22 protein-coding genes are annotated in these 26,973 nt (G+C 63.2%); 15 read left to right on the forward strand and 7 right to left on the reverse strand.

Features of this window, described 5'->3' with window-relative positions:
- Positions 1-242 precede the first annotated feature (242 nt).
- The 11 genes from PQR32_RS03475 to PQR32_RS03525 all read left to right on the forward strand — a co-directional run bounded on the left by PQR32_RS03475 (position 243) and on the right by PQR32_RS03525 (position 14,396).
- On the forward strand, positions 243-1,835 hold the full coding sequence (locus PQR32_RS03475; RefSeq protein ID WP_408222283.1) for a 6-hydroxynicotinate reductase: 1,593 nt from the start codon (positions 243-245) through the stop codon (positions 1,833-1,835).
- A 52-nt stretch (positions 1,836-1,887) separates the two neighbouring features.
- The gene (locus PQR32_RS03480; RefSeq protein ID WP_408222285.1) at positions 1,888-2,826 is read left to right on the forward strand and encodes a UPF0280 family protein; all 939 of its coding nucleotides are present in this window, start codon (positions 1,888-1,890) and stop codon (positions 2,824-2,826) included.
- Positions 2,802-3,392, forward strand: coding sequence for an amino acid synthesis family protein (locus PQR32_RS03485; RefSeq protein WP_408222287.1), 591 nt, complete (start codon positions 2,802-2,804; stop codon positions 3,390-3,392). Before PQR32_RS03480 ends, PQR32_RS03485 begins: the two co-directional genes overlap by 25 nt.
- A gap of 73 nt (positions 3,393-3,465) precedes the next feature.
- Positions 3,466-4,050, forward strand: coding sequence for an amino acid synthesis family protein (locus tag PQR32_RS03490; RefSeq protein ID WP_408222289.1), 585 nt, complete (start codon positions 3,466-3,468; stop codon positions 4,048-4,050).
- 181 nt (positions 4,051-4,231) lie between these two features.
- Complete coding sequence (locus PQR32_RS03495; RefSeq protein ID WP_408222291.1) at positions 4,232-6,172, forward strand: ABC transporter permease; 1,941 nt, start codon at positions 4,232-4,234, stop codon at positions 6,170-6,172.
- The gene (locus PQR32_RS03500; protein WP_408222293.1) at positions 6,169-6,978 is read left to right on the forward strand and encodes an ABC transporter ATP-binding protein; all 810 of its coding nucleotides are present in this window, start codon (positions 6,169-6,171) and stop codon (positions 6,976-6,978) included. The genes PQR32_RS03495 and PQR32_RS03500 overlap by 4 nt, the downstream gene beginning before the upstream one ends.
- Positions 6,975-7,688 (forward strand): ABC transporter ATP-binding protein, encoded by a 714-nt coding sequence (locus PQR32_RS03505; protein WP_132378175.1) that lies wholly within the window; start codon positions 6,975-6,977, stop codon positions 7,686-7,688. The genes PQR32_RS03500 and PQR32_RS03505 overlap by 4 nt, the downstream gene beginning before the upstream one ends.
- Before the next feature lie 74 nt (positions 7,689-7,762).
- Entirely contained in the window at positions 7,763-8,962 is a 1,200-nt protein-coding gene (locus PQR32_RS03510) for an amidohydrolase family protein (RefSeq protein WP_408222296.1), read from the forward strand.
- A gap of 31 nt (positions 8,963-8,993) precedes the next feature.
- Positions 8,994-9,512: a (2Fe-2S)-binding protein gene (locus PQR32_RS03515; protein WP_408222298.1), complete on the forward strand. Its 519-nt coding sequence runs from the start codon at positions 8,994-8,996 to the stop codon at positions 9,510-9,512.
- The gene (locus PQR32_RS03520; protein WP_408222300.1) at positions 9,509-13,117 is read left to right on the forward strand and encodes a molybdopterin cofactor-binding domain-containing protein; all 3,609 of its coding nucleotides are present in this window, start codon (positions 9,509-9,511) and stop codon (positions 13,115-13,117) included. Before PQR32_RS03515 ends, PQR32_RS03520 begins: the two co-directional genes overlap by 4 nt.
- 70 nt (positions 13,118-13,187) lie before the next feature.
- On the forward strand, positions 13,188-14,396 hold the full coding sequence (locus tag PQR32_RS03525) for an ABC transporter substrate-binding protein (protein WP_408222302.1): 1,209 nt from the start codon (positions 13,188-13,190) through the stop codon (positions 14,394-14,396).
- 92 nt (positions 14,397-14,488) lie between these two features.
- Here the strand turns inward: PQR32_RS03525 and PQR32_RS03530 are convergent, their stop codons facing one another.
- Positions 14,489-14,740, reverse strand: a complete 252-nt coding sequence (locus PQR32_RS03530; RefSeq protein ID WP_007178046.1) for a hypothetical protein — start codon at positions 14,738-14,740, stop codon at positions 14,489-14,491.
- 285 nt (positions 14,741-15,025) lie between these two features.
- Between PQR32_RS03530 and PQR32_RS03535 the strand changes: the two genes are divergently transcribed.
- Positions 15,026-15,544 carry a DUF6496 domain-containing protein gene (locus PQR32_RS03535; RefSeq protein WP_408222304.1) on the forward strand — a complete coding sequence of 173 codons (519 nt, stop codon included), beginning with the start codon at positions 15,026-15,028 and terminating at the stop codon, positions 15,542-15,544.
- A gap of 186 nt (positions 15,545-15,730) precedes the next feature.
- Here PQR32_RS03535 and aptA read toward each other — a convergent pair whose 3' ends face one another.
- Positions 15,731-17,059 carry an omega-aminotransferase AptA gene (gene aptA, locus PQR32_RS03540; RefSeq protein ID WP_408222305.1) on the reverse strand — a complete coding sequence of 443 codons (1,329 nt, stop codon included), beginning with the start codon at positions 17,057-17,059 and terminating at the stop codon, positions 15,731-15,733.
- Between the two features lie 241 nt (positions 17,060-17,300).
- Here aptA and PQR32_RS03545 point away from each other — a divergent pair, with 241 nt between their 5' ends.
- On the forward strand, positions 17,301-18,716 hold the full coding sequence (locus tag PQR32_RS03545) for an aminotransferase-like domain-containing protein (protein WP_408222307.1): 1,416 nt from the start codon (positions 17,301-17,303) through the stop codon (positions 18,714-18,716).
- A gap of 14 nt (positions 18,717-18,730) precedes the next feature.
- Here PQR32_RS03545 and PQR32_RS03550 read toward each other — a convergent pair whose 3' ends face one another.
- The 4 genes from PQR32_RS03550 to PQR32_RS03565 all read right to left on the reverse strand — a co-directional run bounded on the left by PQR32_RS03550 (position 18,731) and on the right by PQR32_RS03565 (position 22,954).
- Entirely contained in the window at positions 18,731-19,282 is a 552-nt protein-coding gene (locus tag PQR32_RS03550; RefSeq protein WP_408222309.1) for a M15 family metallopeptidase, read from the reverse strand.
- 92 nt (positions 19,283-19,374) lie between these two features.
- On the reverse strand, positions 19,375-20,304 hold the full coding sequence (locus tag PQR32_RS03555) for a transglycosylase SLT domain-containing protein (RefSeq protein ID WP_408222311.1): 930 nt from the start codon (positions 20,302-20,304) through the stop codon (positions 19,375-19,377).
- The gene (locus tag PQR32_RS03560) at positions 20,304-20,975 is read right to left on the reverse strand and encodes a hypothetical protein (protein WP_408222313.1); all 672 of its coding nucleotides are present in this window, start codon (positions 20,973-20,975) and stop codon (positions 20,304-20,306) included. Before PQR32_RS03560 ends, PQR32_RS03555 begins: the two co-directional genes overlap by 1 nt.
- Positions 20,972-22,954, reverse strand: coding sequence for a hypothetical protein (locus PQR32_RS03565; RefSeq protein ID WP_408222315.1), 1,983 nt, complete (start codon positions 22,952-22,954; stop codon positions 20,972-20,974). Before PQR32_RS03565 ends, PQR32_RS03560 begins: the two co-directional genes overlap by 4 nt.
- Positions 22,955-23,411: 457 nt before the next feature.
- Between PQR32_RS03565 and PQR32_RS03570 the strand changes: the two genes are divergently transcribed.
- Positions 23,412-24,524 (forward strand): hypothetical protein, encoded by a 1,113-nt coding sequence (locus PQR32_RS03570; RefSeq protein ID WP_408222317.1) that lies wholly within the window; start codon positions 23,412-23,414, stop codon positions 24,522-24,524.
- Positions 24,525-24,644: 120 nt separating this feature from the next.
- Here PQR32_RS03570 and PQR32_RS03575 read toward each other — a convergent pair whose 3' ends face one another.
- A complete protein-coding gene (locus PQR32_RS03575; RefSeq protein ID WP_408222319.1) occupies positions 24,645-25,268 on the reverse strand; it encodes a LysE family translocator in 624 nt (207 codons plus the stop codon).
- A gap of 235 nt (positions 25,269-25,503) precedes the next feature.
- Between PQR32_RS03575 and ehuR the strand changes: the two genes are divergently transcribed.
- Positions 25,504-26,901 carry a MocR-like ectoine utilization transcription factor EhuR gene (gene ehuR / locus PQR32_RS03580; RefSeq protein ID WP_408222320.1) on the forward strand — a complete coding sequence of 466 codons (1,398 nt, stop codon included), beginning with the start codon at positions 25,504-25,506 and terminating at the stop codon, positions 26,899-26,901.
- Positions 26,902-26,973 lie beyond the last annotated feature (72 nt).

The raw sequence follows: 26,973 nt of genomic DNA on the forward strand, positions 1-26,973 counted from the left end.
TGACTGACGTGTCGATAAGGCGGCCATGTGGCATTGCACCAATCGCGCGCACGCCAGTAAATACGTTGCGCAGACTAAATTGATCGAGTAGATTTCTAACGAGTTTGGTGTAGCGGATACTACACGAACGGTGAGTGACCGCAACATGGAAATCGGCGGATCACGCGAAAGTACCTGTAAACAAGGGCTATTCGTCAGCCGGAGCGGGGCCGATTGTAATGTCGTCGTATGGGAACCCCACCATGACAGAACATACGAAGGTCGATTTCGGTGCGGACAGCGTCGACGGCGAAACCGCCTCGACGCCGGGTCCGACCGTGCTCGAAAAGGCGGCGCCGCGCAGCGAGCGGATGGCGTCGAACAAGATCGAATGCAATGCCTGCCCGGTGCTGTGTCAGATATCCGAGGGGCGCACCGGCGCATGCGATCGTTATGCGAACGCGGATGGGCGGCTGATTCGCGTCGATCCGGTGGTGTTCCTGTCGCGCGCGTCTTCAACAGCCGAAGCGAACCCTGCGATCGAATTTGGTGCATCTTCCGAAGCGCACGATTCCGCTGCCGAACAGGCGTTGTTCGTGACCGGCGTCGGCGCTTCCTCCACCTATCCCGACTACAAACCCGCGCCTTTTATCGTCGCCTCGAAGCTCGACGACGTCGACATGATCACGGTCGTCACCGAAGGTATCTTCAGCTATTGCAGTTTCAAGGTGAAGATCGACACCGACCGCTTCCTCGGGCCGGAGCAATCGAACGTGCGTTGTCACGGCGAGATCGTCGGCCATGTGACCACAGCCGAATACGGCTCGCAGATGCTGAGTCTCGGCGGCGTGCATCATCTGACCGGCGGCAGCAAGAAAGAAGGCCGCGTCACGTGCGACATGATGCTCGCGCTCGGCAACAAGGAAGCGGTGGAGTTGAGCATCGACGGCGGCGCGAGTCTGGTGATTCGCGCGGGCGCGGCGCCGATCGTCGACGGCGTCGAGGAACAGCGCATGCGCGTGGGCTGCGGGTCGGCGACCATCGGCATCTTCGCGAAGCAATGGTTTGGGCATGCCGACGAAGTGGTGGTCGTCGACGATCACATCACCGGCGTGCTCACCGAACATCAGGCCGGACGTTGTCTTGGCATGACGCGCTCAGGTGTGAAGATTCGCGGACGCAAGTCGACGCCGGGCCGTTATTTCCAGGTGGCGAATCCGGGCACCGGTTGGGGCGGCACCGACATTCAGGATCCGCTCGCGATTGTCGAAGGCTTCGATCCCGCCGTCGCCAAACCCGGCATGCGCCTCCTGATGGTATCGACCACCGGCGAACACGCGCAGTGGTACGAACTGGATCAGGACCTCGTGCCGCGCATCACGGCGATGCCGGACGCGGTGCGCCACACGGTCGAGCGGATCGGCGAGAACTGCGAGCCGTCGCTCGCCACCGTGCTGTTTCTCGGCGGCGCGGGCGGCAGTCTGCGAGCCGGCGCCACGGAAAACCCGGTGCTGCTCACGCGCGCGATCAAACAGAAGCTGGTCAACGTGACTTGTGGCGGCGCGCCGGCTTATGTGTGGCCGGGTGGCGGGATCACGGTGATGGTCGATGTCTCGCGCATGCCCGACCGTTCGTTCGGCACGGTGCCGACGCCCGCGATCGTCGCGCCGATCGAATTCACCATGACGTACGACGCGTATCGCGATCTAGGTGGTCATCTCGACGCGGTGCGTTCATTGGAGAGCGTGCTCGCGAATGGGCCGGAACATACGGAAGGCGCGCCGCTCGCCCGCCGTATCCTGGCGCGTAATCCCGACAACCCTTGGCCGCCCACCATGCCGCCGATGCTCGGCTGACCACGCGGACAGTGCTTATGCAACTCACGCAAAAACGAACGCAACGGACACGATGAACCCCACCCGCACCCGACTCGATGCGACCCGCTGGCACTGGCAGCATGGGCCGATCGATCTGATCCTCAACGCGGACGGCACGCCGCAGGCGGTGCAGGCCGCGTATGAGGCGTGCTGGGCGCGCTTTGTCGAGGTGTTGCCGGAGTTGGTCGGTGAACTGAAGCGGCTTCGTCAACCCGTGCCAGCCGGAGCCGCGTTGAACGACACTGAATTGCAAGGCCCGGTTGCCCGCCGTATGTGGTCGGCCTGCCATCCTCATCGCGCGCGCTACATCACGCCGATGGCCGCGGTCGCGGGCAGCGTCGCCGATGAACTGATCACCGCGTTCGCACGCGAAGGCATCTCGCGCGCCTTCATCAACAACGGCGGCGACATTGCGCTGTATCTGACCGAAGGGCAGCAATACCGCGTCGGCGTGTTCGCGGACCTGGCGTCGTTTTCAGCCGTGCGGCTGTCGCGCGATCAGGCGCTCGACGCCAATCTGACGCTCGACGCCAGCCTGGCCGTTCGCGGCATTGCGACGAGCGGCTGGCGTGGCCGCAGCTTCAGCCTCGGCATCGCCGACAGCGTCACCGTGCTCGCGCGCAACGCCGCCGCCGCCGACGCCGCCGCGACGATGATCGCCAACGCGGTCGATCTGGACCATACCGGTATTCTGCGGCGTCCGGCTTCGTCGCTGAAAGACGATAGCGACCTTGGCGATATGCTCGTCACCGTCGACGTGCCGCCCTTGCCGCAGCCGCTGATCGATTTCGCGCTGGCGTGTGGTGTCGAAGCCGCGCAGCGTCTGCTAGACCAGGGCTTGATCGAAGGCGCCGCGCTATTCCTGCAAGGGCGCGTGCGTGTCGCCGGTATTCATCACACAGGCGGGCTGCTCACGCAGCGCGCGCAGATCACAACGGAGGCTCCGTGTTCGAAATACGCCGCGTGCTGACGCACGTCGAAGATATCTTCCACGAGTTCGGCCCCGCGCCCGCGCAGCCGCTCAGACGCGGCGCGATTGCCGCGGTGATGACGAACCCGTTCGCCGGCCGCTACGAGGCGAAGATCGAGCACGCGATGGAAGCGCTCAAACCGATCGGCTTCGATATGGCGCAACGGCTGCTGGCGGCGATGGCGGTGCCGCACACGTCGATCGAAAGTTACGGCAAAGGTGCGATTGTCGGCGCGCGCGGCGAGCTCGAACATGGCGCGCTGTGGCATGTTCCCGGCGGCTATGCGATGCGTGAGTTGCTGGAGAAGAATGGCGTGCCGACCAACGCGATCGTGCCGTCCACCAAGAAGGTCGGCGCGCCGTCCACCGCGCTCGATGTGCCGCTCACGCACGTCAACGCGAGCTACGTGCGCAGCCATTTCGACGCGATCGAAGTGCGCGTGCCGGGCGCGCCCGCCGCGGACGAGCTGGTGTATATCCTTGTGATGAGCACTGGGCAGCGCGTGCATGCGCGCGTCGGCGGGCTCGCGAAAGAGGCCATCGTGGGCAAGGACGGTTTGCGCTGAGCAGCGCCTGATTGGCGCATCGCGCTGAAGCATTGATACGAAGCAGAACAGGCATCGAAACTCGGAGAGCGAAATGGCAATCAAGCTTCGCAAGCTGGTCGTGCAAGTGGATGAAACACGCATTGAAATGGGCCAGGCCGTCGAGCCGCCGGCGCGCCGCGCGGTCGCGATCGCGGTGATCGACAATCCGTACGCCGGCCGCTACGAGGCCAAGCTCGACGCGCTGATCGAAGCCGGCGAAGAGTTGGGCGCGTTGCTCGGCAACAAGTGTGTCGAAGCGCTGGGCATCGCGCCGGGCGAGGCGCAAAGCTATGGCAAGGCCGCGATCGTCGGCGAGGCTGGCGAACTGGAACATGCCGCGGCGATCCTGCATCCCAAGCTTGGCGCGCCGCTGCGGACCGCTGTCGAAAAAGGCGCGGCGCTGGTGCCGTCGGCGAAGAAGATGGGCACGCTCGGCACCGCGATCGACGTGCCGCTCGGCCACAAGGACGCCGCCTTCGTGCGCAGCCATTTCGACGCGATCGAAGCGCGCGTATCGGACGCGCCGCGTGCGAACGAAATCGTCGTCGCTGTGGCGGTGACGGCGTCGGGGCGGCCGCTGCCGCGCATCGGCGGCTTGCAGGTGAGCGAGATCAAAGGCGAAGACGGCTTGCGCTGAGTTTGCTTGAGGTGATTTCGCCGGCGCTCCAAAGGACCTAAGGGACTTTCTTCGGCGCGTATTGTATTGTCCTGCCGTTGACGCGTGCGCGCATGGTGCCGTACGCGCTGCCATGTCTGCCGACCGCGTTGACTGCGTCCAAGCCGCGCATGCGCCGTTCAGCACACTGCCAAGGGTCGCGATGCTTTCGAATTTGCTGGTACAGCTGGTCAACGGACTCGCCGACGCGTCGACGCTGTTTCTCGTCGCCGCTGGTTTGTCGTTGATCTTCGGCGTGACGCGCATCGTCAACTTTGCGCACGGCTCGTTCTATATGTTCGGCATCTATGTCGCGTACAGCATCGCGAGCCGCTTCGGACACACGGCGGGCGGCTTCTGGTTGTCGGTGCTGGCGGCGGCGCTGGTGGTCGCGGTGCTGGGCGCGCTGGTCGAGATGGTTGTTTTGCGGCGCATCTACCAGGCGCCCGAGCTATTTCACCTGCTCGCGACGTTCGCGCTGGTGCTGATCTTTCGCGACGCCGCGTTGTGGCTCTGGGGCCCGGAAGACCTGTTCGGACCGCGTGCGCCGCATCTGGCGGGCGCGGTCGATTTCCTCGGCCATCCGCTGCCCACCTACGACATCGCGTTGATCGTGATCGGGCCGGTGGTGTTGCTGCTGCTCTGGTATGCGCTGACACGCACGCGCTGGGGCACGTTGGTGCGCGCTGCGACGCAGGATCGCGAGATGCTCGGCGCGCTCGGCATCAATCAGGCGTGGCTGTTTACCGGCGTGTTTTTCGTCGGCGCGTTTCTCGCCGGCCTGGGTGGTGCGCTGCAAGGGCCGCGCATGTCGGCGAATCTGTCGCTGGATCTGGAGACAATCGGTAACGCGTTTGTCGTGGTGGTGGTCGGCGGCATGGGGTCGATTCCGGGGGCGTTCATCGCCGCGCTGATCATCGCGGAGATCAAGGCGCTGTGCATCGGCATCGGCCATGTGACGATCTTCGGCGTCGCGCTGTCGTTGAGCCGCTTCACGCTGGTGGCCGAATTCGTCGTGATGGCGGTCGTGCTGGTGGTGCGTCCGTGGGGTTTGCTCGGCCGCGCGAGCGCCGCGGTGCGCGGCATGGCGGCGCCGGAAACGCCTTTGCGTCCGGCGGGCAAACGCCTCAAGTGGCTGGCCGCCGTTGCATTGCTCGTTCTCGTGCTTGCGCCGCTGGCGGCCAATGCGTTTCCGTACATGCCGGTGTTGCTGGTCGAGATCCTGATCGCCGTGCTGTTCGCCACGAGCCTGCATTTCATCATGGGACCGGGCGGCATGCATTCATTCGGCCACGCCGCGTACTTCGGCTTGGGCGCATACGGCGCCGCGCTCTTCCTCAAAGTACTGAATCTGCCGATGGAAGCCGCCTTGCTGCTCGGGCCGCTATTGGCGGTGGCCGGCGCTCTGGTGTTCGGCTGGTTCTGCGTGCGCCTCTCCGGCGTCTATCTGGCGATGCTGACCCTCGCGTTCGCGCAGATCGTGTGGTCGGTCGTGTTCCAGTGGGACGATGTGACGGGCGGTAGCAACGGCATTCTCGGGTTGTGGCCGTCCAACTGGTTGTCTTCGCCGGTGGCCTTTTATTACGTGACGCTCGTCAGCGCCGTGATCGGCGTGTGGCTGTTGCGCAAGATGCTATTTTCGCCGCTCGGTTACGCGATGCGCGCGTCGCGTGACTCCGTGCTGCGCGCCGAGGCGATCGGCATCGATGTGAAGCGCGTGCAATGGGCCGCGTTCGTGATCGCGTCGTTGTTCTGCGGGCTCGCCGGATCGTTGTATGCATTCTCCAAGGGCACGATTTCGCCGGAAGTGATCAGCGTGAGCCGTTCTGTGGATGGTCTCGTGATGGTGCTGCTCGGTGGCTTGCAGACGCTCACCGGGCCGATTGTGGGCGCGGCCGTGTTCACGTGGCTGCAGGACACCGTCGCGCGTCAAACTGACTATTGGCAGGCGCTGCTGGGTTTCGCGATCCTGCTGCTGGTGATCGCATTTCCGCAGGGGATCGTCGGCTTCATTCGCGAGCGTTTCGGCGACGACAGCGTCGATCAGGCGGAAAAGAGCGCGGTTTCACCTTCCGGACGTGCTGCGATCAAGGAGGGGCTATGAGTTTGCTGCGCGTCTCCGGTCTCTCCAAATCGTTCGGCGGCCTCAAGGCGGTTGACGATGTCTCTTTCGATCTCGAAGCCGGTCAACTGCTGGCCTTGCTCGGACCGAACGGCGCCGGCAAGTCGACCTGTTTCAACATGGTCAACGGACAGTTGCCGCCGTCGTCCGGATCGATTCGTCTCGACGGTCACGAACTGGTCGGCATGCGTCCGCGCGACATCTGGCGTCTGGGCGTGGGCCGCACGTTTCAGATTGCCGCGACCTTCAATTCCATGACCGTGATCGAAAACGTGCAAATGGCTCTGGTCTCGCGCGAACGAAAAACCTTCGGTCTATGGAAATCCGCGGGCTCGCGCTACGCCGATGAAGCCCTCACGCTGCTCGACCAGGTCGGCATGGCCGCGGATGCAAATCGCGCTTGCGGCGTGCTCGCTTATGGCGATGTGAAGCGCGTCGAACTCGCGATTGCGCTCGCCAACCGCCCGAAGCTGCTGCTGATGGACGAACCCACCGCCGGCATGGCGCCGAAGGAACGCAATGAATTGATGGCGCTAACCAAGCGTCTCGTCACCGAACACAAGATCGGCGTGCTGTTTACCGAGCACAGCATGGACGTCGTATTCGCCTACGCCGATCGCCTGATCGTGCTTGCGCGCGGCAAGCTGATCGCCGAGGGCGACGCCGACACGATCCGCAACGACCCGCGCGTCCAGGAGGTCTATTTCGGCACCGGCAAGACCTTCCAGCCGCACGCGCCGCTGCACGAGGCGGCGGGCGGCCATCAGGGACAAGGAGCGCGGCAATGAGCGAGCCGATGCTGAAAGTCTCCGGCCTCAACGCGTTCTATGGCCGCGCGCATATTCTGTTCGACGTCGGCCTCGAAGTCGGGCGCGGCGAAGTCGTGGCGCTGATGGGCCGCAACGGCGCCGGCAAATCCACCACGATGAAAGCGGTGATGGGTTTGCTGCCGCGCCGTCAGGGCGAAGTGAATTTTCGTGGACAGAACATCACCGCGTTGCCGCCGTACAGGATCGCACGCATGGGCATGGGCTTCGTGCCCGAGGATCGGCGCGTCTTCGCGGATCTGACCGTGATGGAAAACCTCGACACCGGCCGCCAGCCGCCGCGCGACGGCGCCCCGCAATGGACGCCGGAAAAACTGTTCCGCCTCTTTCCCAATCTCGGCGAAATGCCCCAGCGTCCGGGCGGCCAGATGAGCGGCGGCGAGCAGCAGATGCTCACCGTTTCGCGCACCCTGATGGGCAATCCGTATCTGGTGCTGCTCGACGAACCGTCCGAAGGCGTGGCGCCCGTGATCGTCGAACAGATGGCGAACATGATTCTCGAACTCAAGCGCGAAGGGCTGTCGATTCTGTTGTCCGAACAGAACCTGCACTTCGCCGAGCTGGTCAGCGACCGCGCGTATGTGCTCGAAAAAGGGCAGATCCGTTTTAGCGGCACGATCGGCGAACTCGCACAGAACGAAACAGTGAGGCGCGCTTATCTGAGCGTGTGATTCCATCGGACGCTGAAGCGCGCACGCAGTGTCGCGCTCGCGGCGCCGGGCAATCGTTGCGAAAGGAGAGGCAGATGGCAGCAGAGACGTTGACAGGCTTGTCGGGCAAGGTCGCGGTAACGAACATCGGGCTGCTGTTATCCGGCGATATCGATCAGCCCATTCTCGACGCGGACACGCTCGTGATCGACGACGGCGTGATCGTTGCGGTCGGCCGCGAAAAGGACTGCGATCTCGAGGGCGCGCGTACGACTGTCGATTGCAAAGGCACGACAGTCGCCCCCGGTTTGATCGACTCGCATGTGCATCCCGTGTTCGGCGACTGGACGCCGCGCCAGAATCAGATGGGCTGGATCGAATCGAACCTGAACGGCGGCGTCACCACGATGATTTCGGCCGGCGAAGTGCATTTGCCCGGCCGCCCGAAAGACGTGCTCGGCGTGAAGGCGCTCGCCATTACCGCGCAACGTTCGTTCGAAGGCATGCGCGGCGCGGGCGTCGGTGGCGGCGTGAAGGTGATGGCGGGCGCGCCGGTGATCGAGAAGGGCATGGTCGAGGAGGACTTCAAGGAGCTCTCGGAAGCTGGCGTGAAACTGCTCGGCGAAGTCGGGTTAGGCAGCGTGAAGGGCGGCGAGGAAGCCGCGCAGATGGTCGCGTGGGCGCGCAAGTACGGCATTCAAAGCACGATTCACACGGGCGGTCCGTCGATTCCCGGCTCGGGTCTGATCGATCGCGACGTGGTGCTCGCCGCCGACGCGGACGTGATCGGCCACATCAACGGCGGGCATACGTCGCTCTCTTACCGGCATGTTTGCGATTTGTGCGAGCAGTCGAGCCGCGCGCTGGAGATCGTCCACAACGGCAACGAACGGATCGCCTTGCTGACCGCGCGTCATGCGATCGAATTGAAGTGTCCGCACCGGATCATTCTCGGCACCGATAGTCCCGCCGGTTCCGGCGTGCAACCGCTCGGCATTTTGCGGATGATCGCGCTGATTTCGAGCCTCGCCGACGTGCCCGCGGAAATCGCCTTCTGCTTCGCGACCGGCAACACCGCGCGTCAACGCAATCTGCGCCAGGGGCTGATCGAAGTGGGCCGTCCCGCCGACCTCGTATTCATGGACCGCGCGCAGCACACGGCGGCCGATACGCTGCTCGAAAGCGTGCAGCTCGGCGATATTCCGGGCGTGGGCATGGTGATGATCGACGGCTTGATCCGCTGCCGGCGCAGCCGCAATACACCACCGGCCACGGAAGTGCCGGTTGTGCTGTGAACGCGTATCGCTCAGCGAGGCCGGCACGATCATGAACCGCCCGGCGCCTCTTTTGCTGAACGTGAACGGCGCGACGCATCTCGTCAGCGCCGCCGCCGACACGCCGTTGCTCTGCCTGTTGCGTAACGACCTGGCGCTGAACGGTCCGAAATTCGGCTGCGGACTCGGCGAATGCGGCGCGTGTACGGTCCTGCTCGACGGCATGCCGACTCGCTCGTGCGTCACGACCGCGAAGGTCGCGTTGGGCCGCGAGATCACCACACTCGAAGGACTGGGCACGCGCGCCGCGCTGCATCCGGTGCAACAGGCGTTCATCGAGGAACAGGCCGCGCAATGCGGCTATTGCCTGAACGGCATGATCATGACGGCCAAAGCGCTGCTCGATCGCGATCCGCATCCGAGCGTCGAGACGATCCGGCGCGAGCTGTCGCGCAACCTGTGCCGCTGCGGCACGCATGTCGAGATCGTGCGCGCGGTGCAGCGCGCCGCTGAATTGCTTGGCGCGCAGGCGGCGGCGCAATCCGCCGTGCACGGAGGAGTGCGCGCATGACCGGGCCGGATTTCAGCGTCGATCGACGCAGCGCGCCGCCGTCGCGGCAGCAGCTCTACGACGCGCAGAGCGTGCTGATCGTCACGCGGCCGCCGCAAGCGCCGGTGAAGCCGGCGATCGGTCAGCCGGGCTCGCGATCATCGTTCGTGCCGACCGAGGCGGACATGTTCCTCGTCGTGCGCGACGACGGCAGTGTGGTCGCGTTCAACGGTCACGTCGATCTCGGCACGGGCATCGGGACGGCGCTCGCGCAGATCGTCGCGGAAGAGTTGGATGTACCGTTGACGCGCGTGTCGATCGTGCTCGGCCACACACGCGAAGCGCCGAATCAGGGGCCGACGATTGCCAGCGCGACGATCCAGATATCGGCGGTGCCATTAAGGCACGCTGCGGCGCAGGCGCGGCAATTTCTGCTAAAGGAAGCGGCGGCGCGCTTCAATGTGAGCGTCGAGCAACTCGATGTGCGTGATGGCGTCGTTTATCAACGTGACGGCAGCGCGGCTGCGAAAGGCATTGGCTACGGCGAGCTGATTAGTGGAAAACGTGTCGAATTGCAGCTCGCCACCGATGCGCCGTTGAAGTCGCCGGACACGTACAAGATCGTCGGCAAGAGCGCGCCGCGCGTCGACATTCCCGGGAAGGCCACTGGCGAATTGAGTTTCGTGCACGACGTGCGCGTGCCGGGCATGTTGCATGGCCGCGTGGTGCGGCCGCCGTACGCCGGTGTCGCGCAGGGCGAGTTCATGGGCAACAGTTTGCTGCACGTGGATGAAGACTCTGTCAGCGAGTTGCCCGGTATCGTCAAAGTAGTGGTGATTCGCGATTTTGTCGGCATCGTGGCGGAGCGTGAGGAAGTCGCGCAGCAGGCCGTGAAGCGGCTTCGCGTGCAATGGAAAGCGGTCGAAGGCTTACCATCGCTCGAAACCAGCGAAGAAGTCGAAGCTGCTCTGCGCGCGAATCCGGCCAGGCGGCGCGATCTGCTGATCGACGGGGATGTCGATGCAGCACTGACGCAAAACCCCGCTCGCGCGCTGGAACGCACCTACGTGTGGCCGTTTCAGATGCATGCGTCGATCGGACCGTCGTGCGCCGTGGCCGACTATCGCGAAGGCGCGTTGAAGGTCTGGTCGGGCACGCAGAATCCGCATTCGCTGCGCGCCGATCTCGCGTTGCTGATGAGCATGGACGAAGCGCACATCGAGATCGTGCGGATGGAAGCGGCGGGCTGCTACGGCCGCAATTGCGCGGACGATGTCGCCGCCGACGCCGCGCTGCTTTCGCGTGCCGCCGGCAGTCCGGTGCGTGTGCAACTCTCGCGCGAAGACGAGCATGCGTGGGAACCGAAAGGCGCCGCGCAATTGATGGACGTGCGCGGCGCGTTGAATGCCGAGGGCGAACTGGCCGCGTACGACTTTGCGACGCGCTATCCGTCGAACGATGCGCCGACGCTGGCGCTGCTCCTGACCGGCACGATCTCCGCGCAGCCGCAAGTGTTCGAAATGGGCGACCGCACGGCCGTGCCGCCGTACGACTACCGCACCATGCGCATCGTCTGCGACGACACGCCGCCGATCGTGCGGGCGTCCTGGCTACGCGGCGTGTCGGCATTGCCGAATACGTTCGCGCACGAGTCCTTCATCGACGAACTCGCGGCGCAAGCGGGTGTCGATCCGGTCGAGTTTCGCCTGAAACATTTGACCGATCCACGCGCGATTGAACTGGTCAAAGCCGTGGCGGAAAAAGCTGGCTGGGAACCGCGCAACGCCGAGCGCAATGATGAAGAAGGCGACGTCGCACGCGGCCGCGGCATCGCGTATGCCCGCTACGTGCATAGCAAATTCCCCGGCTTCGGCGCGGCATGGTCCGCGTGGGTCGCCGACGTCGAAGTCAATCGCAAGAGCGGCGAGCTCGCTGTGACGCGCGTGGTAGTCGGCCAGGACACCGGCACGATGGTGAATCCCGATGGCGTGCGTCATCAGATACACGGCAACGTGATCCAGACGACCAGCCGTGCGCTGAAAGAGCGCGTGACGTTCGGCGAGAACGCGGTGACGAGCCAGGAGTGGGGCGCGTATCCGATCCTGACCTTCCGTGAAGTACCGGTGATCGACGTGGTGATGATGCCGCGCCACGGCGAGCCGCCGATGGGTGCGGGCGAATCCGCGTCGCTGCCAGGCGCGGCGGCGATTGCCAATGCGCTCTTCGATGCCACGGGCGTGCGATTTCGCCGGCCGCCGTTCACGCCCGAAACGATCCGCGCCGCGCTTGCCGATGCGCAAGCCGAAGACAAGGCGGCGCGTAAAAGGAAGCGTTGGCAGTTTGGGTTTCTCGGCGCGTTGGCAGCAGGAGCGGCGGGTTGGCTCGGTGCATTGTCGCTCGCGCCGCACGCTATCGCACCGATCACGCCGCCGCTCGCGAGTGCGTTTGCGCCGGATCTCGTGGCGCGCGGCAAGCTGCTGGCGTCGCTCGGCAATTGCGCGGTTTGCCATACCGCGCACAACGGCGTGCCGAACGCCGGCGGCAAACCGCTCGACACGCCTTTCGGCACCGTGTACAGCACCAACATCACGCCGGACGGCCAGACCGGCATCGGCAACTGGTCGCTCGAAGCCTTCGTGCGGGCGATGCGGCAAGGCATCAGCCGCGATGGACATCGCCTCTATCCGGCTTTCCCATACACATCGTTTCAGAACACCTCCGATGACGATCTGAAAGCGCTCTACGCCTACCTGATGGCGCAAACGCCGGTGCGCTCGCGTCCGCCGGAAACGAAGCTGGCGTATCCGTTCAGCGTGCGTCCGCTGATGGCCGCATGGAACGGACTCTTCCTCGGACGCACGGCCTTCACAGCCAGCGCGACGCACAGCGCGCAATGGAATCGCGGCGCGTATCTGGTGAACGGACTCGGTCATTGCGGCGCGTGCCACACGCCGCGCAACGCATTCGGCGCCGAGAAAACCGGCGCGGCGTTCATGGGCGGCGGCATGGCGGACGGCTGGGAAGCGCCCGCGTTGTCGAGCCTCTCGAGCGCGCCCGTGCCGTGGAGCGAGGGCGAACTCTTCAGTTATCTGCGCAACGGCCACGCGCCGCTGCATGGCGTCGCGGCCGGGCCGATGGCGCCGGTCGTCGGCGATCTGGCGGCGCTGCCCGACAGCGATATTCGCGCGATGGCCACGTATCTGGCGTCGCTCAATCCGTTGGAACCGAACGCGGATCCCGCAGCGGTGGCGCGTCAGTACGAACAGGCCAGCGCGATTTCGGGCGCACCTGCGGGCCTCGGCGCGCGGCTCTTCGACGGCGCGTGCGCCGCCTGTCATCACACGGGCAGCGGGCCGCAACTGTTCGGCGCGCATCCTTCGCTGGCGCTTAACACGAATCTGCACAGCACGACGCCTGATAACCTGATTCGCGTGATTCTCGACGGCATCGGCTCGCCTGCGCGGCCCGAACTCGGTACGATGCCGGCTTACCGCGACAGTTTCAACGATGCCCAGGTCGCCGAACTCGTGTCGTACCTGCGTCAGCAGTTCGCCGGTGGCAAGCCGGCATGGCAGGACGTCGCCGCGAGCGTCGCACGGATTCGCGCGACGCCGCGGGCCGACTGAATCGCGAGCCGCTCGAACGCTCGATAACAATGACCGCATTCCCGCAATCCTTTTGATAACGGAGAAACGCATGACCACGCGCGCAGGATGGATCTCTCGCCTCATGGTGCCGACGGTGTTCTCGCTCGCCGCGTTGAGCGCGAGCGCACAGCAGACCATCAAGATCGGCGAGATCAACAGCTACAAGGCGCAGCCCGCCTTTCTCGGGCCTTACAAGAACGGCTGGAATCTTGCGCTCGAGCAGGTGAATGCCGCTGGCGGCGTGCTCGGCAAACAGCTCGAAGTGGTGTCGCGCGACGACAACGGCAACCCTGGCGACACGATCCGCGTCGCGCAGGAACTGATAGCGCGTGAGCAGGTGCAGTTGCTGTTCGGCGGCTTTCTGTCGAACACCGGCCTCGCGCTGACCGACTTCGCGAAGCAGAAGAAGATTTTCTTCCTCGCCGCTGAACCGCTGACCGACAAGATCGTGTGGGCCGACGGCAACAAATACACATACCGTTTGCGGCCTTCCACGTATATGCAGGTGGCGATGCTCGTGCCGGAGGCGGTCAAACTGAAGAAGAAGCGCTGGGCGGTGGTGTATCCGAATTACGAGTACGGGCAATCGGCTGTGGCGACCTTCAAGAAGCTGCTGACGGCGGCGCAGCCCGACGTGCAGTTCGTCGCTGAACAGGCCACGCCGCTCGGCAACGTGGATGCGGGCGCGGTGACGCAGGCGATCGCTGACGCCAAGCCGGATGCGATTTTCAACGTGCTGTTCGGCGCCGACCTCGGCAAGTTCGTGCGTGAGGGCAATACGCGGGGGCTGTTCAAGGATCGCAGCGTGGTGTCGTTGCTGACGGGCGAGCCGGATTATCTCGACCCGCTAGGCGCTGAGGCGCCGACCGGCTGGATTGTCACGGGCTACCCGTGGTATTCGATCGATACGGCGGCCAACAAGAAGTTCGTCGATGCGTATCAGGCCAAGTATCACGACTATCCGCGGCTCGGCTCGGTGGTGGGTTATTCGGCGTTGATGTCGATTGCCGCTGGGATCAGGAAGGCGGGGTCGGTCGATCCGGACAAGCTCGCCGCCGCCTTCAAGGGCCTTGGCGTGGATACGCCGTTCGGGCCGGTCACCTATCGGGCCCAGGACAATCAGTCGACCATGGGCGCGTATGTCGGCGTGACGGGTTTAAAGGACGGCAAGGGCGTGATGACGTCGTACCGGTATATCGATGGCGCAAGCGTTCAGCCGTCGGATGCCGAGGTCAAGAAGCTGCGGCCTGCCGAGTAAGAACTTGATGATGCCTGCGGTGTTCGACGCCGCGGGCATCTAGAGCAACGAACGCCGCCGCCGCGCGGCAACGCGCGGCGATAAGCGGAGAACTACTCCTCCGCGTCGTGCTCGATCACGAACCGTTTCAGATAAGCCAGCACGGCGGCTTCGACCGCGCGATGATCCGCGGTGCTTTTGGAGCCCGCATTTTCCTCGTCGCCGAACAGGGTGGAGGGTGCGTTGTGCACATCCACTTCCTGACCTTCGCGAAAGACGCGAATCTCATGAACGTCTTCGGCGTACTCGGCGATCCAGTGCACGCCTTCGATATGCGCGCCGGCACGTACGGTAGGTATCTTCATGGACGTCTCCCGTCGGGCCGGACCACACGCCGACCCTTACCAGCACCATACGCCGTCCAGATGAGCGGCGCGAGTCCCGTTGCCTGTTTCCTGATGTTCTGCAGTAATTCAGCGCGTTCGTCGAATTTTCATCGAAGCTTGTTGCGCGGATAGGCCATTCCTTGCGTCACGTCAGGAAGGCGAACATTCGCGGTGGACGGTATTTTCACCGGGATTCGCCCGCGCGACGCCGCGCGGCACAGCCGTTGCTGCATGACATAGGCCACAGCCAACTGGAGAACCGTCATGCCTGAAAAGAAAACCGTCGAACGTGCTCGCGCCGACAAACGCGCCGGCAAAGCATCGAGCACCCAAGCAGGTGAATTCGTCAAGGAACAGGTCGATAAGGTGCGTGCCGGCAAGCACGGCGTCAGGTCGGCCAAACAGGCGATCGTGATCGGCCTCTCGGAAGCGCGCCGCGCGGGCGTCGCCGTGAAGTCACCGAAGAAGGGCGCGGCAAGCGAAGCCACCCGCAAGAAAGCCGCGACGGATAACGCCGCGGGCCAGCACAAGAGCACGACGAAAAAGAGTACGGAGTCGACAGCGAAGCGTTCACGCGCCGCCACCGATGCACTGAAGCGTGAAGGTACCGCCGGCGCATCGCGGACGGCACTGTCGAAGCAGACCAAGACCGCCGCGGCCAAACGCCCGGCGGCCAGCCGTTCTGCTGCGGCAAAGAAGGCGGCAGCGACCAAGGGTGCCGCAGGCCGCTCGGCGGCTGCGAAGAAAGCCGCTCAAACGCGGGCTTCGCGTACGCACCATTGAGCTTCGCTGCAGTCGCGCGGCGCGGCGGTCAGCCGAGTTGAGCCACGCCGGCGGCGGGCGCGCCGCGTTGCGCGATGCTGCCACCCCCGGCGTGCATTGTTTGGGCGTGTGAGGCACATAGCGCGCTCGAAAAAAAGGCGGCGCAAATGACGCGCCGCCTTCTTCCAACTGCTCGTTCCTAACGGGTCACTGCACCGTAGCCAGCACGTCGCCCACGGTCTTGAAGAGGTGCGCGATCTGCTCTTCGTTGATAATGAGCGGCGGCGAGAACGCGAGGATGTCGCCCGTGAAGCGCACCAGCACGCCCGCCTCGAAGCATTTGACGAACGCTTCATAAGCCCGTGCACCCGGCGCGCCGTCGCGCGATTCGAGTTCCACGCCGGCGATCATGCCGAGGTTGCGCACGTCCTTTACGTGCTTCGCGTCGCGCAGCGAGTGGGCGGCGGCTTCGAACGTCGGCGCGAGCGTCGCGGCGCGTTCGAACAGACCTTCGCGCTTATACAGGTCGAGCGTGGCGACCGCGGCGGCCGTCGCGGCCGGGTGGGCCGAATACGTGTAGCCGTGGAACAGTTCGATTGCGCCTTGCGCGCCGCTGTTCACGATGCTGTCGTGGATCGTGCGGCTCGCCGCCACCGCGCCCATCGGGATCGCGGCATTGTTGATGGCCTTCGCCATCGTGATCAGGTCCGGCGTCACGCCGAAGTATTCGCTCGCCGTGGCCTTGCCGACGCGGCCAAAAGCGGTGATCACTTCGTCGAAAATCAGCAGGATGCCGTGCTTCGTACAGATCTCGCGCAACTTTTGCAGATAGCCTTGCGGCGGAATCAGCACGCCCGTCGAGCCGGCCACCGGTTCGACGATCACCGCGGCGATGGTCGACGCGTCGTGCAGCGTGACGATGCGCTCCAGTTCCTCGGCGAGATGTGCGCCCCAAGCCGGCTGGCCTTTCGAGAACGCGTTGTGTTCGAGATTATGCGTGTGCGGCAGATGATCGACCGCCGGCAGCAGCGCGCCCGAGAAGATCTTACGGTTCGGCGCGATGCCGCCGACCGAGATGCCGCCGAAGCCCACGCCGTGATAGCCGCGCTCGCGGCCGATCAGGCGCGTACGCTGGCCTTCGCCGCGCGAACGGTGGTACGCGAGCGCGATTTTCAGCGCGGTGTCGACTGATTCCGAACCCGAGTTCGTGAAGAAGATGCGGTCGAGACCCTCCGGCATTAGTTCGGCGACTTTCGTGGCCGCCTCGAAGGCAAGCGGGTGACCCATCTGGAAGGTCGGCGCGAAGTCGAGCGTGGAGAGTTGCTGCGTGATCGCCGCGACGATTTCCTCGCGGCCGTGACCGGCGTTCACGCACCACAGACCCGCGCAACCGTCGAGCACTTCACGCCCGTCCGTGCTGCGGTAGTACATGCCCTTGGCCGACTCCAGCATGCGCGGCGCGGCCTTGAACTGGCGATTGGCGGTAAAAGGCATCCAGAAAGACGACAGGTCGTCGATGACGGGGCGCGAAGTCATGAATATCTCCTTGAATCGAAGTAGTCCCCCAAAAGGACTCCTTCGGGGCATGGCGAAACTGTAGCGTTCGCGGTTTAATGGCGGCATAAACAGTTGACGCAGTGTGGCGCTAACTGTGTTGGTGGATTTGCACCAACTGTGTCGATGCCTGCTGTAGCGCGTCGCCAAGCTCTCCGGCGCCGCATTTCGCACATATTCACACGTTCAGCCGCCCCGCGCGGCCGGCTTTTTCGTCCTGACCATGATCGAACTACAACTCGAGCGCGACCGGCGCGCCGCTCCCACGCTTGTCGAGCAGGTGGTGCAAGGCTTTGCGCGCGCCATCGAGGGGCAATCGCTGCGCGCGGGCGCGCTGCTGCCATCGGTGCGGCAACTGGCGCAAAGCCACGACCTGAGCACCTTCACGGTCACGGAGGCGTACAACCGGCTGGTGTCGATGGGCCTCGTGGTCGCGCGGCGCGGTTCCGGCTATCGCGTGGCGGCGCGCTCGCAGTCCACGCGGGTCGCCGCCACCGACTGGCAGCCGCCGAGCCTCACCGCGACCTGGCTCCTGTCCGACGTGTTCGCCGACCATTCGGTGCCGATCAAGGCGGGCGGCGGCTGGCTGCCGAACGAGTGGATCAACGAGACCGGCTTGCAGCACGCGCTGCGGGCCACTAGCCGGGTGCCGGCGGCGCGCCTCGGGGATTACGGGCATCCGTACGGATTCGCGCCGTTGCGCGAGCGGATCGCCGAACAACTCGACCGCCGCGGCCTGCCGGTGGAGGTGTCCAACGTCCTGCTCACGCAAGGCGCGACGCAAGGGCTCGACCTGATCGTGCGCACCTTGCTGCGCGCGGGAGATGCCGTGATCGTCGAAGATCCCGGCTATTGCAATCTGCTGCAGATCCTCAAGCTGGCCGGCCTGGTGGTGCATGGCGTGCCGCGCACGCCGGCGGGCGTCGACACGGACGTGCTCGAAGCGCTGGTCGCCGAGCACAAGCCGAAGGCGATCTTCGTCAACACGACGCTGCAGAATCCGACCGGCGCGACCTTCGGCATGTCGGCGGCGTTCCGCTTGCTGCAGATCGCCGAGCGTCAGCGCATGTGGGTGATCGAAGATGATGTGAGCCGCGAACTCGCGCCGTCCGGCGCGCCGCTCTTCGCGGCAATGGAAGGCTTGCAGCGCGTGCTGTACGTCGGCGGTTTTTCGAAGACGGTGACGCCGGGGCTGCGCTGCGGCTACGTGGTTGCCGAGCGCGCGGTGCTGCGCGAATTGGCGCGCACGAAAATGGCGGTGGGTTTGACGTCGTCGGAGGCGATCGAGCGGATCGTCGACAAGGTATTGCTGGAGGGGCGCTACGCGCGCCACGTGGAAGCCGTCAACGAGCGTCTCAAGCTCGCGCATGCGACCGTCGAAGAGCGGCTCGATTCCCTCGGTCTTGAACTGTTTCACCGGCCGCGCGCCGGGCTGTTCCTGTGGGCGCGCTTGCCGATCGAAGCGGAGCGGGCCGGCGAAGTGGCGACGGCCGCGCTCACTCACGGTATCTGGCTCGCGCCGGGCTCCTACTTCCGTCCCGACGATGCCCCAAGCGCCTGGTTCCGCTTCAACGCACCGTATTCGACGGACGACGCGTTGTGGCGGTTCATCGAGCGGGTGGGGCAGGGCGCGTTGTAGCAACCACCCAGGCACTACGCAAACACATCTTTCCCGTTTTGGTGTCTGTCGTTGAGCGCGGCGACCATCTGCGACTCCGACATGTTCTTCGCCCAATCGGGTCTCAGTTCAAAGTGCGGCTCGTCGTGGAACGTCGTCCACGAGCCGCCCCACGTGAGCCCCAGTTGTGTGCCCAGCGCTCCGATGGCTTTGTATTTCTGCGATTGCCCCTGATACGCGCCGTTCTCGAATACGCCGATGTCGAAGGCGATGCCAAAATTGTGGTTCGAATGGCCGCCCCTGGCATTCGTCACGATATCGGTGTTAGGTATCGTTCGGCCACGCGCGTAGAGCGCGTCTTGCTCCGCGAACGTCCGTGTTCCGCTGATGACTTTTATTTCAATTCCGACTGAACTCGCGGCGTGAATCAGAGCACGTGCGTAGCCCTGCACCTGAGGAACCAGTGTTGCGATGTTTTTTTCACTCCGGTCATCCACCTTGTCGGTCGAATCCGGACTCGCGCCGACGCCGAGTTTCCCACCGATCGCTGCCCATGTTTCAGGTCCGGCTTTTCCGTCGACGGACACGCCGAGTTGCTTCTGAATTGATGCAATGGTTGTGGTCAGGTTCATGAAAAGCTCCTTGGATCGGCCTGCGTGGCAGGCGTGTCGGGTTGCCGCTAACGCATGCTTGGGATGCGGTCCCCAAGGCTTTGCACGGCTTGCGTGACCTGTTGCGAATTCATTGCCGCATTGAAGAACCTGATAAAGCGGTCCGCATGCGCCGACGTGCCAATCGGGTATTGCACCAGCTTCCATCGATTGTTAGGGCTGCCGTTGAAACGCAGACTTCCCGCGTTATAAGCACACGCGGCAAGTGGCGGATCGAAATGGGTCTCGCGAGATTGGCGCCACATGTAGGTGGCACCGGCTTCAATCGAGACTAGCGGGTTTTTGAGCTCGCTCACACCGACGTCTCGATTGAGCACGCTCGACGCCGTGCTGAGCAAGGTCTGCATGAGCCCGACCGAAATGCGCGATGGCGTCAGCGCCGGGTCGACTGTGCTGCAGCCTTTCTCTTTTCTCACCGCCGACGGGTTGCCGCTGCTCTCGGCGCAGATACACGCAATCACCAGTTCTATCGGCACATGCACCTTGCTGAGCACGGTCGCCAGAGCCGTGCCGAAATTGGTCATGATCGCGTCGACGGTCGCGGTTTCCTCCTTCCCGAATACGGCGCCCGCTTCACCGTTGATGATGATCCCTGTCGGGTCGAGCCGCCATTCCACACTCGACGCGTAATGGCGGTGAAATGACGAAAGCGCGTTCTTTGCCGAGCTATCCAGGATGTCCGACGCAACGCGGTCAGGCAGAACCGCATCGGCATTTCCGAACAGCGCTGCCCACGTCTGTCTTCCAATGACACCGTCTGGCTGGAGCGTCTTGTTCTGCCGCTGATAGGCGAATACTGCGTCTCGGGTGGCTTTGCCGAACAGTCCGTCACTTGCAATCACGGCGCCGAAATGTTTCAGCCGGTCTTGCACCTGCGCAACATCGCCGCCACGCATCATGGGCGCGGTCAACCACAGATTTCTGGTCAGTTCGGGCATTATTCGCACCTCCGCTTTTGCAGGAAGAAGTCAATGGATCCTCGTAATGAATTGACTCGTCCACTCAATTTCGGATCTGTACCGGTGTCCGCCAGCGTGCTCCTCGCCTGGGTCAGGCGAGCGCAGGCCTCATTCTGTGGCAAGCTTTCGTCACGTCCTGCGATCGTCAGTTCATCCGCACGAAAGTACTGCGCGTAGGGGTGGCCTCCGGGTGACGTGTCGAGCGTGCTGATCGTCGAGTCAAGCGCCTTCACTACGGAGGTTTTGTCCGTTTGCGGTGCGGCGTTATCGCGGATCGCCTTGAGCGAGTCCGCCAGGCCGATCAAAGCGTCCGTGCGAAGGTCATCCGCGCCTGTGGCCGGAACATGCTTCAACGCGGCACCGTAGTTTTCCAACGCGCACTGCCGCGCGGCGTCGTCATTCTGTTGGTTACCGCTATTGGCCGAACTCGCGCAGCCGCTGGCGCGCTGGATATAACGTTGCGTGCATGTCCTGCTAGCCTCGTTGCAGGGTAGCGTCGCGGAGGTGTCCGCTGCCGGCTGTCCGTTGTTTGCGCCAGACCTGTCGGGTAGTGGACACCCGGCTGTCAGCAATACAGCCACGCAAAGGGTTGCGTAGAGGCAACGCGGCATTCTTCCAGCGGGCATTGCCGAATCGTTGTGCGGGCTCATTCGACAGTCTCCTTGTCCTGAACGAGGCCATCCCTGGCGGCAAGCGAGAGCGCATCGAATACCAGTTGGGTCGTCTTCGCCGGATCGAGATGCGCCTTGCTGAGCGCTTCGCCGAGGAAAACGAGTTTTTCGATCTGGGCCGCGGCCTTTGGATTGGAGGACGCCTGGATCGCCGCATTGACGATGGATTTGAAGTCGATGGATACGGGCTTGCCCGGATCGTCCGGAAGAGAAATCGCCACACTGCCGGGTAGCTGAGCGAGTGCACCCAGATGGACGAGCGCTCCTCGATACTGGTCGAATGCCTGTGTCAGTTCCTCGTTCGAGATAAATTCCGTACTCCTTGCCGGCAATTCCGCGGATGTTCCGTTGCCGACTTCCGTGGCGCAAAGCGCGGCAAGTTCATCCGACGTGTATAGCGTTCCGTCCGGTTTCTTCCGGATGGCAAGTCCCATCAATTTCATTCTCGCCGCGTCGTCCGCGTTGGCGAAATGTTCCAACATGAGTGGCGTGCTTTCCAGCGCCGCTTGTGCGACGGACGGGTCAGTCGTGGACGGCAGCAGCACGGGATCGAAGGGCTGGCCCAACAGTGCGCCTTTGAATTGCGCCATCTTGGGAGCGTCGCTCGCCAGCCGAATAGCCGAAACGAGAATGCCGCCGACGATGCCGACGGGTCCTGCCGGCAGACCGGCGAGTATCGGACCCGCAACGTCGCCGAGGACCGCTGTGGCTTCCGCGAGCACGCCGGGTAATCCCGTTGCTTCGAGCGCGGGTAGCTTCGTACTGACGTCGCCCAGGACCTTGGTGACCGTGGCGGCGTCCGGCTTCGAGGTCAGCAGCGGGTTGATCGTGTCCAGCAGACCCTGTATAGACGATACCGTGTCGGCGACACGCGGCAGGATGTCCGTGCCGAGACCGAGTCCGTCCACCGCGCGAGCTATTTGCTGAATGTTCTGCAACTGATCGCGTTTGGATGTGAGTGTTGCAACGACGTCGCCCGAGTCGCCCGTAACGTTTGCGCCTACGGCCTGATCATATGAGCGCGAGACTGTTTCGAGCGCTGTATTAGTGGCATCGGCCGAATTTTTAAGGACCTCTTTCGAGACGTCGTGCAGTTTGTCGACGGCGTTTTGCTGTGCGTCGACGGCGGTTTTATTGGCTTGCTGGAGCGCCGCATTGTTCTTGTCCACCGTGTCGCTCAGCGTTTCCTGAGAAATGAGCGCTGCCTTGCGCGCCTGCTCGCTTGCACGCGAAGTGAAGTAAAAGGTTATGACGGCCGTGACGAAACTCGTCAATGCTTCCGGGCTGCTGATGTCGAGATATTTTTGCAAAGCCAATGCAATGATCCCGAACGTAACAACGAAGAGCGATAACAGTGCACGGATGCTGCCTTCCGGCGCTCCCAGCGGAAGCTGCAGGAGATGATCGCGCCATTTTTGCGGACCGAGTTCAGCAGCGTGCCTCCAGAATGCGGTGCGCACGAGTGCGGCCACTATGAGAATAATGAGCAGGCCTATCGTGACGAACAGGAAGCTCCAGTAAATGAGTTCCTTGATGAGCCTGCTCTGCTCAACGCCGGTGGCGCTGCCTTGCAGACGCATCAGTTGATCTCGGGGCAGGGTGACATCGGATGGTGCACCCTTGACGTCGCTCGCGTTGAGCACGCTCATCAAATACTCGCGGCTGACGACAACCATGGGCACGGTGGCGGCCGCAGGCGTTGACGCTGCCGCTTGAGACGCTGCTGCATCGCTGACTGGTTTGTCGGTCTGCGCCCCACAGGGATTGACGAAGAACAGTGCAAGCGCGGCCAGGATGAAGTAACGGACAATTTGCATGGCGTTTCTCCATGCGCTGGCACCGCCGGAACCCTGTCCTGCTGGAGGAAGGTGCCTGCGGACAGCGCAATCAAATAACCTTGGACACCCCATGCAGCCCGGATTCGAAATGCCGCGATACAGGCAGGGTCGTCCGTTCAACGATGCGCAACGTTCACGTGGAAGCCGGTTAGCGTCGACCTTGCTGCGAGAGGAAAACCCTGGATCGAACTGGACTGCTATCCAGCCGGATCATCGATCTTGAATACAGGATGCCGAAGCAAATGTCCGGTTCGCTATCCAGACTCTCATGCCTCGACTTTAGGCCACTTTTCAGCGACCCCGCAGAAGAATGAAAGGAACGATAGGTCAATAAACAGAGGACAGCCGTAAGGACTTTTCCCGAGCGGTAGTGTTCGGACTATGTGCTGTAGCGCACATACTGAAACCCCAATTCGGGGAGCCATTCTGGCGTCGCCCAGATTCGTGGGAATCGGGAGATTCGAGTTTGCAATGATCCTGCGCACGGCAGGTCGATCGAAGGCGGAGCCGCGAAGGCTTTAAAATTGCTCGGGCGGGGACTATGATTCCCTCGGAGACAAGCGGAAGGGAGCGCTCAATGAATCAAGCCAGTCCATGCTGCTACGCCGTCTTCATTGCCATCGGACTGCTAACAACTGCCTGCTCGAAAACTCCCGCGACGCAGGAGGCAAATGAGCACTCGGATGTCGCGGCCGTGGCGAATTACGATGTGTTGAACGAAGGGCTAGCCGAGCGCGTGCGCAATGTGTTGCACGTTCCCGCAACGGGCTCCACGACGCAGATATTTGTTACGACGACGGAAAGTGGCATCGGCTCCGTCTATCGAACGCATGGTCCCTGGCTTCCCTACAATGATTCGTCCTGCCAGTTTTCGACGCCGCCCAAGAATGGGATGCCGAGTGTTTTCACCACCTACCAGATCAGCAAGTCGATAGCGGCGGACGTCGGGCTGGATAGTTCGCTTATTCAAGCACTCGCGTCGTTCGATGTGAAACTCTCGAACGCGTCGTCATTTTCATTTTCCATTCTCGATGCGCAATTGCAGGTGGTATCGGAGAGTAATTTCAAGGAGGGACTCGCGGAGCCAAAGTGTGCCAGTGCGCTAGCATCTGCCGGAGACGATTTATATGTTGTTCGTGGATACGTGTCGGGGAAACGGGCCTTTTCCACCACCGTTGACACAAGCGGGCTGGTGAAAGCAGGAGTCAAGAAAATCGCGACTTTCGATATCAGCGCCGACGGGGGAAAAGCCACGCTGGGCATTACGGACACCCAGCCAATAGAATTCCTGCAGATTCTGGAACTGGTTCACGCGCCGGCAACAAACCCGGCGCTTACCGCCAGCGCCTCGCCCGCAGCCCCCGCACCGCCGCCGCGACCCTCGGCGCCGGCCGGTACGAACGGTCCGTCCATCATCTACATACAGCAGAATACGGCTGACAATCGGAGCGTGGGCGATAAGGCGAAGGACATTCTGAAGAAGGCCGGCCTGCCGGTTGCGAACGGCGTCGAGTCTCTTGCCAAAACGCCGGACCGGTCGATCGTCAAGTACTTTCAGGATGCCGACCAGGCCGGAGCGGAGCATGTGGCTGAATTGCTGGGCGCGCAGTACGGTAAGGTAGACGCCATCAGGGCGAAGGCGCCCAACGTCAAAGCGGGCCAGCTCGAAGTTTGGCTGGCTAAACAATGAGAAGCTGAGCGAGACGTGTCGCGCGTCACGGTCGAATTCGATTGGCTGTGCAGCCGTCGATCATTTCTAGCGGGGAGTCCGCATGCCAACTTCATGGCATGCGGACCATCGCCGTCACGTTCACGCGCCCTGGCCGATCAGCTTCAGCGCAATCGGATACAGCGACAGCACCAGCAATAAAGCCATCGCCACATTGAAGACGCGCAACCGCTTCGGGTCCGACAGCACCTGCCGCATGGCGGTGCCGAAACCTGCCCACAGGCAGATGCAAGGAAAGCCGATCACGTAGAAGATCACCGCCATCGCGATGGCGTTCATGCTGTAACTCTCGCTGAGGTGGATCGTCGTGGCGGCGGTCAGCACCATCATCCATGCCTTCGGATTGACCCACTGGAAGGCAATCGCTTCGTAGAACTTCATGGGCCGGCGCTCGCCCTTTTTTACCTTCAACTCGCCCGAGGTGCCGATCTTCCACGCGAGGTACAGCAGATACGCGACGCTCGCGACCTCGAGCACCGTGTACAGCACCGGGAAATGCACGAAGGCTTCGCCCAGACCGATCCCGACCGACAGCATCAACAGCACGACGCCGGCGCTGATGCCGGACAGATGCGGCAACGTGCGACGGAACCCGAAATTGACCCCCGAGGCCAGCAGCATCGTGTTGTTCGGACCGGGCGTGATGGTGGTGACGAGCGCGAACAGGATGCCGGCAGGCAGCGCGCTGAGACTGAGATAAGACATGGAAAGCTCCGGTGTCGGTCGAAAGGACGTTGGAGCATTCTAGCGAGCGTTGCCGGTACAGTACCGGTACGGTTTATGAGATGGTGTCCGGTACGGGTGGCAGGATAGCGGCGCGATACAAGGTGATTTTTTTGCATCGCTAATGCTCTAGGACAATATTTTCCATGCACTGTTTGGCCGCAATATTGGGGTAACACCGGCAAAGGTGGGACTCGACAGGCAGCGGAGGGCAGCGGTGATCGAGCAGTGGCGGGAAGCCGTGCGCGCGGTGCACGGCGTGGAATCGAAATACAAGCGGCTGGTCAAGGCGATCGCGGGCGACATCGAAAGCGAGTCGTTGCCGGCCGGCGCGCGGCTGCCGCCGCAGCGCGACGTCGCCGCGGAACTGGCGATCAGCGTGCAGACGGTCACGAACGCCTACAAGGAACTGGAGCGGCAAGGGCTGATCCGCTGCGAGGTGGGGCGTGGCAGCTTCGTGGCGGCGCGCGTCACCGAAACCATGTCGAGTTATATGCTCGACACCGCTGAGCGCTCGGTGGTCGATTTTTCGATCGCACGCATCATCCATACGGCGGAGCACGACGCCATGTGGCGCAAGGTGTGCGCCACACTCTCCACGATCGACGACCAGCCGTGGATTCGTGCTTTCCGGCCTATCGCGGGCTTCGAACATCATCGGCAAGCCGGAATCGCGTGGCTCGCGTCGTTGGGCATGCCGGCTTCGGCGGATACGCTTCTGGTCACGAACGGCGCCGCGCATGGCATCTTTCTCGCGCTCGCTTCGCTAGTAGGACCGGGCGACACGGTCTTGTGTGAAAGCCTCACGGATCACGGCGTGATCGGCTCGGCCAACGTGCTGGGCTTTACGCTGAAAGGCCTCGAAATCGACGAGTACGGCATCCACCCCGAGCACTTCGAGGAGATGTGCGATAGCGAGCGCATCACGGCACTCGTCTGCACGCCCACGCTGAACAATCCTACGGTCGCGCTGATGCCCGACTCGCGGCGCCGCGCGATTGCGAAAATCGCGCAGCGCTACGGCGTGTATGTGATCGAGGACGATGTCTACGGTCCCTTACCCGCCAAAGCCTCTACGCCGATTTCGAGTCTGATTCCCGATCTGTCGTTCTACTGCACGAGCCTGACCAAGTCGGTGATGACCGGGTTGCGGATCGGTTATCTCGCCACGCCGCGGCGGCTCGCGCTACGCGCCGAAAGCGTGCTGCGCGTGAGCAGCTGGATGGCGACTTCGCCGATGGCCGAGGTGGCGACGCGCTGGATCGTCGACGGGACCGCCGCACGGCTCGTGGAGATACAGCGCGAACGTCTGGGGCGGCGCCAGGCGCAATTGCAGCAAACGCTGGGCAGTTACGTGCTCGGCGCACATCCGCAAGCGCTGTCCGCCTGGTTGCGCGTGCCCGATCATTGGCGTACCGACCGACTGGTGAGAGAGCTGCGCAACCGCGATATCGCCGTGACGTCGCCTGATCCATTCCTCGTGCGCGACGCGGACCGGCCGAATGCGGTGCGCGTTTGCGTCGGTGCCGAAGTGGGTGAAGAGACCTATAAAAGCGCGCTGGAAACCATGCGCGACGTGTTCGAGCAATACCCGCAGGTGCACGATTTCACCTGACCTCGCTCCCATGTCGAGTATGGAGCGGGAATGAACTAGGACAATGGAAATCGTTTTTTAGAACATTAGACT

The organism is Paraburkholderia dipogonis (assembly GCF_046027395.1).
GTDB classification, from domain to species: Bacteria; Pseudomonadota; Gammaproteobacteria; order Burkholderiales; family Burkholderiaceae; genus Paraburkholderia; species Paraburkholderia dipogonis_A.

What these genes read in the sequence shown, in the direction of transcription:
- PQR32_RS03480 (WP_408222285.1), top strand. Translation starts at nt 1,888, where the DNA reads ATGAACCCCACCCGCACCCGACTCGATGCGACCCGCTGGCACTGGCAG.
- PQR32_RS03490 (WP_408222289.1), top strand. Translation starts at nt 3,466, where the DNA reads ATGGCAATCAAGCTTCGCAAGCTGGTCGTGCAAGTGGATGAAACACGC.
- PQR32_RS03570 (WP_408222317.1), top strand. Translation starts at nt 23,412, where the DNA reads ATGAATCAAGCCAGTCCATGCTGCTACGCCGTCTTCATTGCCATCGGA.
- PQR32_RS03530 (WP_007178046.1), bottom strand. Translation starts at nt 14,740, where the DNA reads ATGAAGATACCTACCGTACGTGCCGGCGCGCATATCGAAGGCGTGCAC.
- PQR32_RS03520 (WP_408222300.1), top strand. Translation starts at nt 9,509, where the DNA reads ATGACCGGGCCGGATTTCAGCGTCGATCGACGCAGCGCGCCGCCGTCG.
- PQR32_RS03495 (WP_408222291.1), top strand. Translation starts at nt 4,232, where the DNA reads ATGCTTTCGAATTTGCTGGTACAGCTGGTCAACGGACTCGCCGACGCG.
- PQR32_RS03545 (WP_408222307.1), top strand. Translation starts at nt 17,301, where the DNA reads ATGATCGAACTACAACTCGAGCGCGACCGGCGCGCCGCTCCCACGCTT.
- aptA (WP_408222305.1), bottom strand. Translation starts at nt 17,059, where the DNA reads ATGACTTCGCGCCCCGTCATCGACGACCTGTCGTCTTTCTGGATGCCT.
- PQR32_RS03505 (WP_132378175.1), top strand. Translation starts at nt 6,975, where the DNA reads ATGAGCGAGCCGATGCTGAAAGTCTCCGGCCTCAACGCGTTCTATGGC.
- PQR32_RS03525 (WP_408222302.1), top strand. Translation starts at nt 13,188, where the DNA reads ATGACCACGCGCGCAGGATGGATCTCTCGCCTCATGGTGCCGACGGTG.
- PQR32_RS03515 (WP_408222298.1), top strand. Translation starts at nt 8,994, where the DNA reads ATGAACCGCCCGGCGCCTCTTTTGCTGAACGTGAACGGCGCGACGCAT.
- PQR32_RS03560 (WP_408222313.1), bottom strand. Translation starts at nt 20,975, where the DNA reads ATGAGCCCGCACAACGATTCGGCAATGCCCGCTGGAAGAATGCCGCGT.
- PQR32_RS03500 (WP_408222293.1), top strand. Translation starts at nt 6,169, where the DNA reads ATGAGTTTGCTGCGCGTCTCCGGTCTCTCCAAATCGTTCGGCGGCCTC.
- PQR32_RS03510 (WP_408222296.1), top strand. Translation starts at nt 7,763, where the DNA reads ATGGCAGCAGAGACGTTGACAGGCTTGTCGGGCAAGGTCGCGGTAACG.
- PQR32_RS03555 (WP_408222311.1), bottom strand. Translation starts at nt 20,304, where the DNA reads ATGCCCGAACTGACCAGAAATCTGTGGTTGACCGCGCCCATGATGCGT.
- PQR32_RS03535 (WP_408222304.1), top strand. Translation starts at nt 15,026, where the DNA reads ATGCCTGAAAAGAAAACCGTCGAACGTGCTCGCGCCGACAAACGCGCC.
- PQR32_RS03475 (WP_408222283.1), top strand. Translation starts at nt 243, where the DNA reads ATGACAGAACATACGAAGGTCGATTTCGGTGCGGACAGCGTCGACGGC.
- PQR32_RS03575 (WP_408222319.1), bottom strand. Translation starts at nt 25,268, where the DNA reads ATGTCTTATCTCAGTCTCAGCGCGCTGCCTGCCGGCATCCTGTTCGCG.